Raw genomic sequence first — 14,254 nt, 5'->3', positions numbered from 1 at the left:
GCGTGCGTCACGCCCGCGCGGTCACGGGGCAACGGCCGTGGCAGACACCTCCTGGCTCCAGTAAGTCGGCAGCGCGCCATACGGGTTCGGCAACGTCTTGTTCGTGATGAACACCGCAGCAGCGCCCTTGCCTGACGCGTTACGAACGAACGTTTGCATCTGCGTGGCCGACGCGGCGTAGACGATGTGCGCAAAGCGCGCCTTCGGATAGTTGGCCTGCCACGCCAGCGGCGCATAGCTGGCGTAGTGCTTGGCGCTGTCTTCGAACACCACGAGCTGGTCTGCCACCGGCAGGCTGGCGTAGATCTCCGGCACATTGGTGCCCGGGTTGCCCGTGACCGTGTAGTTGGGCGACAGCCCCTTGATGTAGTTGTAGACCGACTGATAGAACTGGATGTGCGCGGTCGTGCTGTCGGCGGTCATCTCGTCGATGAAGAAGCCGTCGACCTGATACAGCGCCTGGTAGGTGTTGATGTCCTGCACCACGGCCGACAACGACCGGTTGGCGTACGAGCTGGAGACGTACCCGATCACCTTGCCGCCCGCGGCACGGACCTTGGCGACGGCGGCAACATAATTGGCATCCTGCGTGGTGCCCGGGCCGCTGTTCGGGTTGAGGATGACCGTGGTGGGTACCGACGTTGCCGCTGTGGCCAGCGCACTCCACTGCGTTGCGCCTGTGCCTGACGGATAGATGTACGACGGCACCAGCAGCCCTTCAGCGCTGGCATGCGATGCGCCCATCAGCGCACCCGACACCAGGGCGAATGCGGCATAGGCGGCCCGCGCGAACCTGCGCTTTGCGTTGCCCGTTTGCGATGCCACGGCCAGCGTGGCGGATGCGGGCGAACGCCCCCCCGTTTGTATCGTTTTCATTATGTGCCCCCGACCACGCCGTTCTTTGCGTGTGTCATCAGGCCCGCTCCCGTTGCGGGTTGGCGGGCAACTGGCTGACTTCGTCCAGCGAAGTCCCTATAGCTTTGCGTCGCCGGATCACTCCGGTTTTGCCCAGACCTCTGGGTGTGAACCCATTGGGGAAAGACTCTACCGGGGCCGCGCCAGCCCGGCAAACGGAGATTGCGCAAACGGGCTGGCAGCCGCATGAAGCGTTGTGGGCAGCCCACGTTGCGCGTTGCCATGGCAATCAACCATCGCCGTCAAATGCACCTGGGGCGGCTTGGCCCATTTCTCCCATGCCGCGTTTCCCCTGGGCTGCGCCAGAACGTCTGGTGCATTCCGCCGCCACAGACCTCCCCCGTATCGTCAGTTCACGCAGCGCTACCGGTTGCCGCTGTGTTTCTTGCCCACGTATCTGACTGAGGAGAACCTGCAATGAACATCCGCTCGAATGTGCCCGTCATCCGCATCGCGTTGTTGGCGTTGGTGTCCCTGATCGCATCGCTGGCGGCCGCCGCCGCATTGGCTGCACCGCCCGCGAAGGTCGCCTCCTGTGACGGCATCAAGGAGGCTTACCCGATTCTCGGCACGCAGTGCACCAACCACTACGCCAAGATCAACCACGCGCCCGCCACTGCGTCGGAGCGGCGCGAGACATACTTTGCGCGGATCGCGGTGTTGGAAATCTTCCGCAAGGCGCTGCTGTGCAACGGCATGTACGGCGCATCGAAATCGGAGCAGCAGCGCTTTGCAAGCGGCGAGCCCGGCCACCTCCAGGCCTTGGCGAACCTGCACGCGGCGATGACGGCTGCCGGCGACCCGAACGTGCCGGCGCTCTACACCGCCGCAGATTTGGAGGAGGTGTCTATCAAGAAGCAGCAGTGCAAGTAGGGGAACGGCGGCGGCGCGGTTCTTCAGACCGCGCCTGCAATCACATCCCGCAACCACTGATGTCCGGGGTCTCGATGCACGCGCTCATGCCACAGCATCGACATCTCATAGCCGGGCACCTCCACCGGCGGTTCGACCACCTGCAGCGCGCTGGCGCCGCGCACGAGCCGCTCTGGCAGCATGGCGACCATGTCAGTGCTCGCCACCGCTGTCATCACAAACAGGAAGTGCGGCACCGAGAGCACGACGCGCCGCGTGGCACCGGCTGCCGCCAGGGCTTCGTCTGTCACGCCGAAGAAGCCACCGCCATCGGGCGACACGATCACGTGATCGAGCGCGCAGAACTGCGCCAGTGTGGGCTTGCGCTTCAGGCGCGGGTGCCCTGCGCGGCCGATCAGCACATAGCGTTCAGTGAAGAGCGTACGGCGGCGCAGGCCCGGTGGCGCGCCGTCTGTGGTGTGGAACGCGAGATCGATCTCCCCTTGCTCGGCTTGCTTTTCCAGGCGAGTAGGGACCAGCTCCAGTATGGCGAGCCGCGTGCCCGGTGCGCTTGATCGCAGCGTGTTCAGCGCCGGCAGCGCGATGGTGGATTCGCCGTAATCCGTGGCCGCCACGCGCCACGTGTTGGTGGCATGTGCCGGGTCGAACGGGCTGGCGGGCGCGACCGCCTGCTCCAGTGCTTCCAGCGCCAGCCGCAGGGGCTCGCGCAGGCTTTCAGCGCGGGCGGTGGGGCGCATACCGCGCGGGCCCGGCAGCAAAAGCGGGTCGCCGAAGATGGCGCGCAACTTGGCCAGATGCACGCTCACGGAAGGCTGCGAGAAGTTCAGCCGCTCCGCCGCACGCGTGACGTTGTGCTCGGTCAGCAGCACATCGAGTGTCACCAGCAGGTTCAGGTCCAACCGTCTGAGATTATTCATGACTATGCCTGGAATATGAACAATTCATTTCCAATATACCTGGGTGGACCGCATTCTGGAGCCAATTCCTCATTTGGAGCTGCCACCATGAATGTCTTGATCGTCTACGCCCATCCTGAACCCAAGTCGCTCAACGGTGCCCTCAAGCACTTTGCCGTCGAGCGTCTGCAGGCCGCCGGCCACACCGTACAGGTGTCGGATCTGTACGCCATGCAATGGAAGGCCGTGCTTGATGCCAGCGACAGCAGTGTCGCGCCGGTGGGCTCGCGTTTCGACCCGTCGCTGGATTCCAAGTACGCCTTCGAGAACGGCCTGCAGGCCCCGGACATCGCCGCGGAGCAAGCCAAGCTGCGCTGGGCCGATGCTGTGATCCTGCAGTTTCCGCTGTGGTGGTTTTCGATGCCGGCCATCCTCAAGGGCTGGGTCGAACGCGTCTATGCGTACGGCTTCGCCTATGGCGTTGGCGAGCACTCCGACACCCACTGGGGCGACCGCTACGGCGAAGGCACACTCGCCGGCAAACGCGCCATGCTGATCGTGACGACCGGCGGGTGGGAGTCGCACTACAGCCCACGCGGCATCAACGGCCCGATCGACGACATCCTGTTCCCGATCCAGCACGGCATCCTGTACTACCCCGGTTTCGATGTGGTGCCGCCGTTCGTGAGCTACCGCACGGGCCGCATGGACGAGGCGCGCTTTGCGCAGACGACGCGCGCACTGGGCGAGCGGCTCGACACCTTGTTCACCACTTCGCCGATCCCGTTCCGTCGGCAGAACGCCGGTGATTACGAGATCCCGGCGCTCACGCTGCGGGCCGAAATCGCACCCGGAAAATCGGGCTTCGCTGCGCACCTTGCCGAGACCCCGGCGTAACGGCGGGCGCTACAATCTGGGCTTCACTTCCGGCGGCGCGCTGTAGCAGATACAGCGCGCCGCCGCGTTTGTTTCTCGTCCCTCCTTTCTTGTCGGCATGGCGTCTCACGCGGTTCTCACGGGTCTGGTCAATTTGCTGCTCGGCATGGGCCTTGGCGTTGCAGGCGGTTTGCTCGGCATTGGCGGCGGGCTGATCGCCATTCCGGTGCTCGGCTACCTGTACGGAATGGACCAGCATCTGGCGCAGGGCACCGCGCTGGTGATGATTGCGCCCAACGTGCTGATCGGCTTCTGGCGGTATCACCAGCGGCATCCGGTGCATCTGCGTTCCGTCGCGCTGATCTGCGTGTTCTCGATGGCGGCGACCTACGTTGCCGCGCGTTTTGCCGCGGGGCTCGACGCCCATCTGCTGCATACGGCGTTTGCCGTATTCCTGATCGCGCTGGCGGTGTACTTTGCCTCACAGCTCAAAGAAAAGCCGAATGCCGGTGATGCGGCGCACGCCGCCCCACGCGCCATGCCGGCCGCAGCCTTGCCATTGATGGGCGTTGCCAGCGGGGCGATGTCGGGCATCTTCACGGTGGGCGGCGGGCTGGTGGTGGTGCCGGCGCTCGTGACGTTCTTCGGTATGCCGCAGACACGCGCCCAGGGCATGGCGCTCGCCCTGGTGGTGCCCGGCTCGCTTATCGCGCTTGCAACGTATGCGCATGCGGGCCATGTGGATTGGGGAACGGGCATTCCGCTGGCCGCCGGTGGTATTGCCAGCGTGTCGTGGGGTGTGGCGTTGGCGTATCGGTTTTCAGCGCGGCGTCTGCGGCTGGCCTTCTGCGCCGTGCTGCTGGGTACCGCGTTGATGATGCTGCTGGTCAAGCCAGCTTGACTGACTGATTTTTCAGAACGGAGGAGGGCATCGTGTCGGAACAAGACAAGCAGGCCGGGCGCGCACGCCGCGCGCAGGTGATGGGCGACGCGTTCGTGGAACGCGCGATGAGCGGGCTGGATGCGTTCTCTGCACCGCTGCAGGATTGGCTCAACGAACACGCCTGGGGCAGCACGTGGCAGCGTGACGGCATCGACCTCAAGACGCGCAGCCTGTGCACCTGCGCGATGCTCGCCGCCCTGGGCCGCAGCACTGAGCTGAAGGGCCATGTGCGCGGGGCCATCAACAACGGCGCAACGGCGGTGGAGATCCGCGAAGTGCTACTGCATAGCGCCATCTATGCCGGCGCGCCAGCGGCCATCGAAGCGTTTCGATCCGCGCGCGAAGTGCTCAATGAACTCGGCATCCAAGTCGAAGACGAAGCGGCGCGCTAGTCCGACGCGGGACGGCGGCTTGTGTTAACGGGCTTAACACAAGTTGCATGGCCGATGCGGCTTCCCTATTCTCGCGGGATCACGCCGGCGCCGATGTGGCGCTGGCCAATCCATCCCTCGGAACTCCCATGTCTCAAGACCTCAAGACCCGCCTGGGCGGCGTGCTGATCCTCGTCCTCGGCGCGGTGATCGGCTGGTTCTTCATCCTCGGCCCGCTGCATCAGGCGCAGGCGGGCGCGCCGACGGTGCGTTACTCGCTCAAGGCGATGGTGCTCGTGCCGGGGTGTCTGGTGTTCGGGCTGGCGTTTCTGGTGGGCGGCGACAAGCTGGCCTATCGTGACGCCGAACGCAAGCGCCTCACGCCGCTCGGCTGGGTGCTCGTGGCCATTTTTGCGGCGGCTGCGGCGCTCTGTTACTGGTGGTTCAAGCAGCAGTTTGCGGCGCTTGGCTACGCGGCGTGACATCTGATCGACATGGGTCCTTTCGACGACGATCTGACCCGGTTTGCGGCCCACGGTGCTGAACCGCTGCCGGCCGCCGTTGAAGAAGGCCATGTCGAGCACGACGGCGCCCGCATCTGGTATGCCACCTTCGGCGCCGGCACGCCGGTGATCCTGCTGCATGGCGGGCTCGGCCATAGCGGCAATTGGGGGTATCAGCTCCCGGTACTGATGAGCGCCGGCTACCGGCCCATCGTCATCGATAGCCGTGGGCATGGCCGCAGCACGCGCGATGCGCAGCCTTACGCCTACACGCGCATGGCCTCCGACGTGCGGGCCGTCATGGACGCATTGCACATCGATCGCGCCGCCATCATCGGCTGGAGCGACGGCGCTTGCGTTGCACTCACCCTCGCCATGCAGACGCCGGAACGCGCCACGGGCGTGTTCTTTTTTGGCTGCAACATGGACCCGACCGGCGCCAGGCCCTTTTCGCCCACGCCGGTCATCGATCGCTGCTTCGAGCGCCATCGAAAGGATTACACCGCGCTCTCATCCACGCCCGACGATTTCGATGCATTCGTCGCGGCCGTCACCGAAATGATGCAGACGCAACCCAACGCCACGGGCGCGGAGCTTGCCGCGACGCGCGTGCCGGTGACGATCGTGCAGAGCGAACACGACGAGTTCATCCGGCCCGAGCACGCACACTATCTGGCGAGGACCCTTCCTGATGCGCAGTTTGTGTCGTTGCCGGGCGTGAGCCATTTCGCTCCGTTGCAGCGCCCCGCGTTGTTCAATGCGGCCGTGCTCGCATTTCTGCACGCGTTGCCTCAGCCGTAAGTTGCGTTGGGGGCCGCACGCGTTATCCACAGAAACAGTGGGTAAGCCTGTGGATAACAATGCGCGACCGCGATACCACGCGGGTCGCAGTTCCTTGCTGACTGCGTAGGCAGGCAGGCGCGACGCGGGTGTCGCGGCACTGCCGATTTCAACGCGCGCTTAGTTGCGCGTGCCGGACGGGCCGTAGGTTGCCTTGATCGCCTTGTGCCGCGCTTCCATTTCCTGGCGCAGGGCGCGGCGCTGCTGCGCGGCTTCGAAGCGTTCCTGTTCTTCGGCGTTGGAGGGCACCAGCGGCGGCACGTCGGCCGGCTTGCCGTCGTCGTCCACGGCCACCATCGTGAAGTAGCAGCTGTTGGTATGGCGCACGACCTGGTTGCGGATGTTCTCCGTCACCACCTTGATGCCGATTTCCATCGAGGTGCGGCCGGTGTAGTTGACCGATGCGAGGAACGTCACCAGTTCACCGACATGAATCGGCTGGCGGAACACCACCTGATCTACCGACAGCGTGACGACATAGCGGCCGGCATAGCGGCTCGCGCACGCATACGCGACCTGATCGAGAAACTTGAGGATGTGGCCGCCGTGTACGTTGCCGGAAAAATTCGCCATGTCGGGCGTCATCAGCACGGTCATGCTGAGCTGGTGGGATTGCGTATTCATGGGGCGTTGAAGCAGGAATGATGGGGAAAGCAGGGCGCGCAGAAATGGGTACGCAGCAGGCAGCCATTGTGCCGTGCGCGGCGCACGTTGTGCTGCATTGCGTGAAATTTGATGGCATCGCGCTACACTACCGGTTTGCGCCGCAACCGATTTTCAGGCCCCTCCTGTTTTCCATGCACCGATTGCTGACCCGCCTCCTGCTCTGGCTGGTCGTCCTGGCACTGCCCCTGCAAGGGTTTGCCGCGACGGCCATGATGGCGCGCGGCGGTGCAATGGAAATGGACGACGCGATGGTTGCCCTGGCAACGCCGGATGACGGCGCCGTCCTGTCCGATGCCTGCCATGAGCAGGAAGACGCCATGGCCGCCGGTGCCGAGTCGAAAGCGCCGGGACAGTCGCACTGCAAGACCTGCCCGATCTGCGCGACGTGTTCGCTCGGTTCGGTCGTTCCCCTGGCCGCCAGCCTTGGCGTGCCGCTGATCAAGCTGCCGGCCGCTGCGCCGCGCGGCCCCGCTGTTTCCTTCCGCAGCTTCATTCCTGAAGCGCTGCAACGTCCACCCTCGATTCGCGTTTGACGCCACCAGTCCGTCCATAGAACGGGCTGGCCTCTGGTTTGACGGCTCCATGCACCGCATGCGGCCGTACGTCATCACGCTTGATCGAGGTTTCTCATGCTTTTCACACGATGGTTCGCGGCCGCCGCGCTGCTGGCGCTGGTGCCATGGGTAGTCGCGCAGGGTGCCGCATCTGCGCCGGCGGCATCTCCGCCTGATCCGCTGAACGCGGACGCCGCTGTGCCGGCCGTCGCCGCGCCGCGCACATTCGACAGTTACCACGCGTATCGCGATACCGGTCCTGTGCCCTGGCGCGAGACCAACGCAGCCGTGGGCCCCAAGCCGGGCGCCGCCGCGCATGGCGGCCACGCGGGACACAGCATGCCCGCCAGCGCCCCGGCCGCCTCCTCCAACAAGCCTGGCGCGGACTCCATGCCCGGCATGCACCACCACTGAGGAGGCGCCATGCTCAAACTCTCCAACCGCCGACTCGCCGTGTGCGCGCTGGCGGGCACACTGTTGCTGAGCGGCTGCGCCACCGTCACGCAAGACAGCGGCTTCAAGACCGTTGCCGATGTGGCGCGCGACCGGCTCGGCAAGGACGCCACCTGGCAGCGTTCACCGGAAGCACGCGACAGCGCCGCGCAACGCACGCGCGAGCTGCTGGCCCAGCCGCTGACGATGGACAGCGCCGTGCAGATCGCGCTGCTGAACAACCGTGGCCTGCAGGCTTCGTATGCGGAGCTGGGGCTATCGGAAGCCGCGCTCGTGCAAGCCAGCCGCCTGCCGAATCCCGGCTTCAGTTTCAAGCGCACGCGCAGCGGCGACGACGTGTCGATCGAGCGCACGTTCTCGCTGTCGTTCCTGAACCTGCTGACGCTGCCGATGGCCACGCGCATCGAAGGCCGTTACTTCGAGCAGACCAAGCTGCTGGTCGCCAACCAGATGTTGCAGGTGGCCGCAGAGACACGCCGCGCATACGTCAATGCCGTCGCTGCGGAGCAATCTGCACGCTATGCAGAGCAGGTTCAGCAAGCTGCCGAAGCCGGGGCCGAGTTCGCCAAGCGCCTGGCGTCTGCGGGCAACTTCAGCAAGCTGGATCGCGCGCGTGAGCACGCTTTCTATGCAGAGGCCACCGCCACCTTGGCGCGCGCGCGGCAGCAGGCGCAGGCCGAGCGCGAAGCGTTGATCCGCCTGCTGGGTGTGTGGGGCGCAGATACCGACTTCAAGCTGCCGGAACGGCTGCCCGACCTGCCGAAGGATCGCCCTGAACTGCAGCAGATCGAGGCCTATGCGTTGCGCAACCGGCTCGATATCCAGGCGGGCAAGTTGCAGGTCGAGGGGTTGGCATCGTCGCTGGGGCTCACGCAGGCCACGCGCTTCATCAACGTGCTGGACCTCGGCTACGTGCGCAACAGCAAATCCAACGAGCCACGTGAAACGGGCTACGAGATCAGCATCGAGATCCCGCTGTTCGACTGGGGCGGCGCCCGCGTGGCGCGCGCGCAGGCGATCTACATGCAGGCGGCCGACCAGCTTGCCGACACGGCAGTGCGTGCGCGTTCGGAAGTGCGCGAATCGTACGTGCGCTACCAGACGGCATATGACCTCACGCGTCACTACCGCGACGAGGTCGTGCCCGTGCGCAAGCGCATCTCCGACGAGATGCTGCTGCGCTACAACGGCATGCTCGTGAGCGTGTTCGAACTGCTGGCCGATGCGCGCGAGCAGGTGAATGCCGTGAACGGCTACATCGACGCACTGCGCGGTTACTGGATTGCGCAGACCGATCTGCAGATGGCGCTGGGCGGCAAGCTGCCGCCGGCTGAAGCGAATGCGGCCACCGCAGCGCCGAACTCTCCTCAAGGACATTGAACATGGTTTCCCGACGTCAATTTCTCGGCGGCACGGGCGCGGCCATGCTGGGCGCAGCGATGGTCTCGCGCGCCGGCGCGGCCTCGCTGCCCGAAGCACCGCTGCAATCGAAGCCCGCCACGCAGCCGCCGCTTGCGCCGCCCAACGGCCGGCCCTACAACCCCGTCGTCACGCTCAACGGCTGGACGCTGCCGTGGCGCATGCGCGGCGGCTGGAAGGAGTTCCACCTCGTGGCCGAGCCCGTCGAGCGCGAATTCGCACCCGGCATGACGGGCCATCTCTGGGGCTACAACGGCCAGAGCCCCGGCCCGACGATCGAATGCGTGGAAGGCGATCGCGTGCGCATCTTCGTCACCAACAAGCTGCCCGAGCACACCACGGTGCACTGGCACGGCATGATCCTGCCCGCCGGCATGGACGGCGTGGGCGGCTTGTCGCAGCCGCACATTCCAACCGGCAAGACCTTCGTCTATGAGTTCGAGATGAAGAAGTCCGGCACCTTCATGTACCACCCGCATTCCGACGAGATGGTGCAGATGGCGATGGGCATGATGGGCTTTATCGTCGTGCATCCGAAAGACCCGACGCAGCATCGCGTCGACCGCGACTTCGTCTTCCTGCTCGCCGCGTATGACATCGACCCCGGCTCCTACACCCCGCGCGTGGCCGAGATGACCAACTTCAACATGTGGACGTGGAACAGCCGCGTCTTTCCCGGCATCGACCCGTTGCCCGTGCGTCTGGGCGACCGCGTGCGCATCCGCATGGGCAACCTCACCATGACGAACCACCCGATGCATCTGCACGGCCATACGTTCGAAGTGGCGGGCACCGATGGCGGCTGGGTCCAGCCCGGCGCGCGCTGGCCGGAGGTGACGACGGACATTGCCGTGGGCCAGATGCGCGCCATCGAGTTCATTGCCGACAACCCGGGCGACTGGGCCTTCCACTGCCACAAGTCGCACCACACGATGAACGCGATGGGGCACAACGTGCCGACCATGATCGGCGTGCAGCAAAAAGACCTCGCCAAGAAGATGAACGCGCTGGTGCCCGACTACATGGGCATGGGCCAGGCCGGCATGGCCGACATGGGCGAGATGGAAATGCCGCTGCCCGACAACACGCTGCCCATGATGACGGGGCAGGGCCCGTTCGGCGCCATCGAAATGGGCGGCATGTTCACCGTGATGAAGGTGCGCCGCGATCTGCCGCGCAACAGCTATGCCGACCCCGGTTGGTACAAGCACCCGAAGGGCACCGTTGCCTACGAATACACGGGTACCGGCATCGACGACTGATCGACGCTGAATCCACATCTCATACAAAACGTAGACCGAGACCAAACATGCAACGCAATCTGATCCGTTCCACCTTCCTGGCCGCGCTGATGTCGATGGCCGCCATCGCGCACGCATCCGGCGATCACGCCGGCGGGCATGACCATGGCGATGCCGCCATCGGTGAACCCGGCGACGCCGCCCGGATCACGCGCACGGTGCGCGTCGACATGACCGACACCATGCGCTTCACGCCCGCGCAGATCAGCGTTCAGCGCGGCGAGACCATCCGCTTCGAAGTCGTCAACAGCGGCCAGGTACGGCATGAGATGACGCTGGGCACGCCGGCCGACCTCGTCGCCCACGCCGAGCAGATGCGCCGGCACCCCGAGATGGAGCATGCCGACGCCAACGCCGTCACCGTAGACCCAGGCCAGCGCGCCGAGATCGTCTGGCGCTTCACGCGTAGCGGCTCGGTGGAATTTGCCTGTCTGCAGCCTGGCCATTTCGAGGCCGGCATGCGCGGCGCCGTGCAGGTGCGCGGCAACAAGTCCTGACCCCGCCCCAATCGTGTCGTTCGACAAGGAGCCTCACATGTTTCGCCACGCCCTGATACTGACTGCGCTGCTGGCCGGCGCACCGTTCGTCCACGCAGCCGAGGATGCTGCTTCCGCACCTGCAGCCACCACTGCCACCCCCATGTCCGAAGGCGAGATCAAGAAGATCGACACCGCTGCCGGCAAGCTGACCATCAAGCATGGCCCGCTCGACAACCTGGGCATGGAGCCCATGACGATGGTCTTCCGCGTCCAGGATCCGGCCATGCTTTCCAAGGTGGAGGTCGGCAGCAAAGTGCGGTTTATCGCCGAGAAAGTGAACGGTGCATTGACCGTAACGGTTTTGGACGTGCCGCAGTAACACGAAGGCGGGCGGGCGCACGCCTGCCCGTGTCTTCAATGCCGTCAGAGGGAAAAGCGCTCCAGCCTGGGTGGCTGAAAAGTGTGACGCCATGACAACGGTCATGCGGCGGGCAACGGGCCCTGTACGGGAGCCGGCGGACTGATGCCCACAATTGGAATGAGTCGCAAGATTCTTACGGTAAAGTGAGGGCCGCCGCCGATGCGAAGCATCACCGGGCCGCCGCGCTGTCTAAAAAGGAAGCGCGATCGGCGACACCGTGCATCAGCGGCACACAAAAGTGGCTCACGCGCCACCTATTCTGTACATGGGCTCGGAACTTTCCCCCGAAAAGTGACGCCCAGAGTTTAATTTCCGCGGCATCTTTTGGTTCATGCGTCATCTCAAATACCGCTTGAGCAGGGTCTCTGCAAGAAAATTCTGGTATTACTTTTCGAATGCCTCAAGCCATTTTCTCGCGCCCGCTACAAAAAATGGAAAGGCCGAGAGACTTCTGAAAAGCAGAAATGGCCAGCGGCGTATGCAGGACGTCTTTGATCGGTTGAGCTATTACAACTCGATTTCGGAGACATTCGACCCGAGTCGAAATGCCGTGGAGTATTCGAAGTTCCTGCTGAAATCCTCTACCAGCACCATTGTCGACAAGGATTGTGAAATCGGGAGCACCTATTTCTATGATCTTGTCGACCTGATGGATTATTTCGGCCCGGGCTACAGTTTTGACTACGACTGCGGCGACGTGACGGCCGAGCCGAACCACCCGGCGTTCGTAAAAAGCCGGCCGATCAAGAGCAGCGCCCATAATGGCATTCTCTTGAAGCTCGACGCCATCCGGCATTTTTCGCTGGCGCGCGACACGATCGACTTTCACGACAAGAAGCCCATGGCGGTGTTCCGTGGCCCTTGCCATCAGGAACACCGCCAAGCCTTTGTGGAGCGGTGCCATGACCTGCCGCACGTCAACATCGGCGATACTCGGAAATCGGAAATTGGAAAGGCGACTTACAAAGCGCCCATGACGATTGCGGAGCAATTGCAATATCAATTCATTGTGAGCGTCGAAGGAAACGACGTTGCGACGAATTTGAAATGGATCATGGCATCCAATTCGCTGTGCTTCATGCGGCGTCCCCGGTATGAGACGTGGTTCATGGAGGGGAGGTTGATTCCCGATGTGCATTATGTTCTGCTGAAAGACGATTATTCCGATCTTCAGGAGAAAATGGAGCATTACCGGAAATACCCCGGCGATGCATTGGCGATTGTCCGCAACGCCAACCGGTGGGTGGCGCAGTTCATGGATCGCGACCAGGAGCGCCTGCTCGGTTTGATGGTGATCGCAAAGTATTTCCGGTTGTCCGGCCAGCAGGCGTTTTGGTAAGGCTCCAGCAGGACAGAACACCCCACGTTTGATCCTGAGCAGGCCCGCCGTATGTCGGGCCTGCAACGCATACGGCGGCGCGTTACACTCGTTGTCTTTCGCCGTCTCCGTACGCTCCTGTTGCCATGTCCGCGTCTGCCCCCACCGCCACCCACGCACACCCGCTTTCCGACGAGCAACAAGCCTTCTTCAAGGAGCACGGCTACGTCGTGTTGCGCGGCTTCGTCAGCCAGCAGGTGACCGCCGCGTTGCTTGCGGCTGCGCAGGACGGGCTGGCCCGCGCTGCGGCGCCGGTGGAGCTGGAAACCGACGTCGGCTATGCCGGCGCACCCCTTTCGCGCGACGCCGAGGGCGGCCAGACAGTGCGCCGCCTGCTCGACGCCGATTCACGCGGCACGCCGTATACCGAATGGGCGCGCGACCCACGCGTAGCCGGCGCGATTGCGCAACTGATCGGTGGCCCCGTGCACCTTTCGCTTGCGCACCACAATTGCGTGATGACGAAGCATCCCGCGTTTGGCACCGCCACGCATTGGCACCGCGACAGCCGCTATTGGTCGTTCGAACGGAACGAACTGGTGTCGTCGTGGCTGGCCCTGGTGGAAGAGACCGTCGATAACGGCTGTCTGTGGGTCATTCCAGGCAGCCACAAGCTTGACCTGCCCGCCGACCGGTTCGACGCCAAGCTGTTTCTGCGTCAGGAGCTGCCGGAAAACCGCGCATTGATCGATACCGCGCGCCCCGTGCCGCTGCTGCCCGGCGATGTCCTGCTTTTCCACTGCAACACCTTTCACGCTGCACGCGCCAACCAAACGGGGGCGGTCAAATTCTCGGCAGTATTTACCTATTACGGCCCCAATAACCATCCGCTGCCCGGCACGCGCTCGTCTGCGCGGCCCGATCCGCTGGTCGGGTGAGGTGCCCCCTCCCCCATTTGTAGGTGGGCGGCGGACAGATTTGTGTCATGGGGCTTTGCTAAGGTGGATGCTCGATGACCAACGACGGGGAACCACAATGCCGATTCAGGAAGTGACACATGGCACGCATGTCATCTTCGTTGATCCGCTGCAACGCGACGATCATCGCTGGACGGCCCGCTTCCAGATCTGCCGTGCAGGCCACATTGTGTGTGATTGGGAAGCCGTTGAGATGCCGGAGGGATTCATCTCGGCTCAGCTCGCCTTGAGCGCTAGCGTGTTGCTGGCCGACCATCGGCTGTCCAGCTTGCCGCATTAGCAGCCCACACCACGAAACGCCCGCCCGCCCCGGCGGGCGTTTTAGTCAGCACGTCCGGCGTGAGTCGCTCACCTTTCTGTGATTCATTCATTGCCCGCAAGCGACCGTTTGCGCCCCGGCATCCGCACTTCGTCGCATGCTCGCTGACTGCAGCAAGGCAGCCGACTAC

Annotated in this window: 18 protein-coding genes and 1 riboswitch; of the genes, 15 read left to right on the top strand and 3 right to left on the bottom strand. The window is 64.1% G+C overall.

The window, feature by feature from the left end; translation table 11 throughout:
* Positions 1 to 21: 21 nt before the first annotated feature.
* The gene (locus tag ABIC76_RS03775) at positions 22 to 876 is read right to left on the bottom strand and encodes a spherulation-specific family 4 protein (protein ID WP_102065827.1); all 855 of its coding nucleotides are present in this window, start codon (positions 874 to 876) and stop codon (positions 22 to 24) included.
* Between the two features lie 62 nt (positions 877 to 938).
* Positions 939 to 1,019, bottom strand: a riboswitch (cyclic di-GMP riboswitch).
* A 313-nt stretch (positions 1,020 to 1,332) separates the two neighbouring features.
* Between ABIC76_RS03775 and ABIC76_RS03770 the strand changes: the two genes are divergently transcribed.
* Positions 1,333 to 1,788 (top strand): hypothetical protein, encoded by a 456-nt coding sequence (locus tag ABIC76_RS03770; protein ID WP_102065828.1) that lies wholly within the window; start codon positions 1,333 to 1,335, stop codon positions 1,786 to 1,788.
* 23 nt (positions 1,789 to 1,811) lie between these two features.
* On the opposite strand, the gene ABIC76_RS03765 is transcribed toward ABIC76_RS03770, so the two are convergent.
* Positions 1,812 to 2,705, bottom strand: a complete 894-nt coding sequence (locus ABIC76_RS03765; protein ID WP_354533021.1) for a LysR family transcriptional regulator — start codon at positions 2,703 to 2,705, stop codon at positions 1,812 to 1,814.
* Positions 2,706 to 2,792: 87 nt separating this feature from the next.
* On the opposite strand from ABIC76_RS03765, the gene ABIC76_RS03760 reads away from it, so the two are divergent.
* The 5 genes from ABIC76_RS03760 (at position 2,793) to ABIC76_RS03740 (ending at position 6,178) form a co-directional block, all read left to right on the top strand.
* The gene (locus tag ABIC76_RS03760; RefSeq protein WP_354533020.1) at positions 2,793 to 3,581 is read left to right on the top strand and encodes an NAD(P)H-dependent oxidoreductase; all 789 of its coding nucleotides are present in this window, start codon (positions 2,793 to 2,795) and stop codon (positions 3,579 to 3,581) included.
* Between the two features lie 97 nt (positions 3,582 to 3,678).
* Positions 3,679 to 4,461 carry a sulfite exporter TauE/SafE family protein gene (locus ABIC76_RS03755; protein ID WP_102065831.1) on the top strand — a complete coding sequence of 261 codons (783 nt, stop codon included), beginning with the start codon at positions 3,679 to 3,681 and terminating at the stop codon, positions 4,459 to 4,461.
* 32 nt (positions 4,462 to 4,493) lie between these two features.
* Complete coding sequence (locus tag ABIC76_RS03750) at positions 4,494 to 4,895, top strand: carboxymuconolactone decarboxylase family protein (RefSeq protein WP_206272953.1); 402 nt, start codon at positions 4,494 to 4,496, stop codon at positions 4,893 to 4,895.
* Between the two features lie 128 nt (positions 4,896 to 5,023).
* Positions 5,024 to 5,356: a hypothetical protein gene (locus ABIC76_RS03745; RefSeq protein ID WP_102065833.1), complete on the top strand. Its 333-nt coding sequence runs from the start codon at positions 5,024 to 5,026 to the stop codon at positions 5,354 to 5,356.
* A 12-nt stretch (positions 5,357 to 5,368) separates the two neighbouring features.
* A complete protein-coding gene (locus ABIC76_RS03740; RefSeq protein WP_354533019.1) occupies positions 5,369 to 6,178 on the top strand; it encodes an alpha/beta fold hydrolase in 810 nt (269 codons plus the stop codon).
* 159 nt (positions 6,179 to 6,337) lie between these two features.
* Here the strand turns inward: ABIC76_RS03740 and ABIC76_RS03735 are convergent, their stop codons facing one another.
* Positions 6,338 to 6,841: an acyl-CoA thioesterase gene (locus tag ABIC76_RS03735; RefSeq protein ID WP_354533018.1), complete on the bottom strand. Its 504-nt coding sequence runs from the start codon at positions 6,839 to 6,841 to the stop codon at positions 6,338 to 6,340.
* Positions 6,842 to 6,885: 44 nt separating this feature from the next.
* On the opposite strand from ABIC76_RS03735, the gene ABIC76_RS03730 reads away from it, so the two are divergent.
* The 9 genes from ABIC76_RS03730 (at position 6,886) to ABIC76_RS03690 (ending at position 14,085) form a co-directional block, all read left to right on the top strand.
* On the top strand, positions 6,886 to 7,416 hold the full coding sequence (locus ABIC76_RS03730) for a DUF2946 family protein (RefSeq protein WP_354533017.1): 531 nt from the start codon (positions 6,886 to 6,888) through the stop codon (positions 7,414 to 7,416).
* 96 nt (positions 7,417 to 7,512) lie between these two features.
* Entirely contained in the window at positions 7,513 to 7,851 is a 339-nt protein-coding gene (locus ABIC76_RS03725; protein ID WP_354533016.1) for a hypothetical protein, read from the top strand.
* Between the two features lie 9 nt (positions 7,852 to 7,860).
* Positions 7,861 to 9,270 (top strand): TolC family protein, encoded by a 1,410-nt coding sequence (locus tag ABIC76_RS03720; protein WP_354533015.1) that lies wholly within the window; start codon positions 7,861 to 7,863, stop codon positions 9,268 to 9,270.
* 2 nt (positions 9,271 to 9,272) lie between these two features.
* Positions 9,273 to 10,571 carry a multicopper oxidase domain-containing protein gene (locus ABIC76_RS03715; RefSeq protein ID WP_354533014.1) on the top strand — a complete coding sequence of 433 codons (1,299 nt, stop codon included), beginning with the start codon at positions 9,273 to 9,275 and terminating at the stop codon, positions 10,569 to 10,571.
* 47 nt (positions 10,572 to 10,618) lie between these two features.
* Positions 10,619 to 11,107 (top strand): cupredoxin domain-containing protein, encoded by a 489-nt coding sequence (locus ABIC76_RS03710; protein WP_354533013.1) that lies wholly within the window; start codon positions 10,619 to 10,621, stop codon positions 11,105 to 11,107.
* Positions 11,108 to 11,144: 37 nt separating this feature from the next.
* Positions 11,145 to 11,468: a copper-binding protein gene (locus ABIC76_RS03705; RefSeq protein ID WP_354533012.1), complete on the top strand. Its 324-nt coding sequence runs from the start codon at positions 11,145 to 11,147 to the stop codon at positions 11,466 to 11,468.
* 373 nt (positions 11,469 to 11,841) lie between these two features.
* A complete protein-coding gene (locus ABIC76_RS03700; protein WP_354533011.1) occupies positions 11,842 to 12,849 on the top strand; it encodes a glycosyl transferase family 90 in 1,008 nt (335 codons plus the stop codon).
* A 125-nt stretch (positions 12,850 to 12,974) separates the two neighbouring features.
* Complete coding sequence (locus ABIC76_RS03695; protein WP_316882357.1) at positions 12,975 to 13,766, top strand: phytanoyl-CoA dioxygenase family protein; 792 nt, start codon at positions 12,975 to 12,977, stop codon at positions 13,764 to 13,766.
* A 97-nt stretch (positions 13,767 to 13,863) separates the two neighbouring features.
* The gene (locus ABIC76_RS03690) at positions 13,864 to 14,085 is read left to right on the top strand and encodes a hypothetical protein (protein ID WP_354533010.1); all 222 of its coding nucleotides are present in this window, start codon (positions 13,864 to 13,866) and stop codon (positions 14,083 to 14,085) included.
* Positions 14,086 to 14,254: the final 169 nt, after the last annotated feature.

Origin of the sequence: Ralstonia sp. 1138, assembly GCF_040544795.1 — a bacterium.
GTDB classification, from domain to species: Bacteria; Pseudomonadota; Gammaproteobacteria; order Burkholderiales; family Burkholderiaceae; genus Ralstonia; species Ralstonia flatus.
The sequence above is the reverse complement of the archived record's forward strand: the minus strand, read 5'-3'. Positions and strand labels throughout refer to the sequence as shown.

Bases quoted from the DNA above. Each gene is read 5' to 3' on its own strand.
- ABIC76_RS03725 (WP_354533016.1), top strand. From the start codon at position 7,513: ATGCTTTTCACACGATGGTTCGCGGCCGCCGCGCTGCTGGCGCTGGTG.
- ABIC76_RS03735 (WP_354533018.1), bottom strand. From the start codon at position 6,841: ATGAATACGCAATCCCACCAGCTCAGCATGACCGTGCTGATGACGCCC.
- ABIC76_RS03700 (WP_354533011.1), top strand. From the start codon at position 11,842: ATGCGTCATCTCAAATACCGCTTGAGCAGGGTCTCTGCAAGAAAATTC.
- ABIC76_RS03745 (WP_102065833.1), top strand. From the start codon at position 5,024: ATGTCTCAAGACCTCAAGACCCGCCTGGGCGGCGTGCTGATCCTCGTC.
- ABIC76_RS03765 (WP_354533021.1), bottom strand. From the start codon at position 2,705: ATGAATAATCTCAGACGGTTGGACCTGAACCTGCTGGTGACACTCGAT.
- ABIC76_RS03740 (WP_354533019.1), top strand. From the start codon at position 5,369: ATGGGTCCTTTCGACGACGATCTGACCCGGTTTGCGGCCCACGGTGCT.
- ABIC76_RS03690 (WP_354533010.1), top strand. From the start codon at position 13,864: ATGCCGATTCAGGAAGTGACACATGGCACGCATGTCATCTTCGTTGAT.
- ABIC76_RS03775 (WP_102065827.1), bottom strand. From the start codon at position 876: ATGAAAACGATACAAACGGGGGGGCGTTCGCCCGCATCCGCCACGCTG.
- ABIC76_RS03710 (WP_354533013.1), top strand. From the start codon at position 10,619: ATGCAACGCAATCTGATCCGTTCCACCTTCCTGGCCGCGCTGATGTCG.
- ABIC76_RS03695 (WP_316882357.1), top strand. From the start codon at position 12,975: ATGTCCGCGTCTGCCCCCACCGCCACCCACGCACACCCGCTTTCCGAC.
- ABIC76_RS03715 (WP_354533014.1), top strand. From the start codon at position 9,273: ATGGTTTCCCGACGTCAATTTCTCGGCGGCACGGGCGCGGCCATGCTG.
- ABIC76_RS03755 (WP_102065831.1), top strand. From the start codon at position 3,679: ATGGCGTCTCACGCGGTTCTCACGGGTCTGGTCAATTTGCTGCTCGGC.
- ABIC76_RS03770 (WP_102065828.1), top strand. From the start codon at position 1,333: ATGAACATCCGCTCGAATGTGCCCGTCATCCGCATCGCGTTGTTGGCG.
- ABIC76_RS03760 (WP_354533020.1), top strand. From the start codon at position 2,793: ATGAATGTCTTGATCGTCTACGCCCATCCTGAACCCAAGTCGCTCAAC.
- ABIC76_RS03705 (WP_354533012.1), top strand. From the start codon at position 11,145: ATGTTTCGCCACGCCCTGATACTGACTGCGCTGCTGGCCGGCGCACCG.
- ABIC76_RS03720 (WP_354533015.1), top strand. From the start codon at position 7,861: ATGCTCAAACTCTCCAACCGCCGACTCGCCGTGTGCGCGCTGGCGGGC.
- ABIC76_RS03730 (WP_354533017.1), top strand. From the start codon at position 6,886: ATGGGTACGCAGCAGGCAGCCATTGTGCCGTGCGCGGCGCACGTTGTG.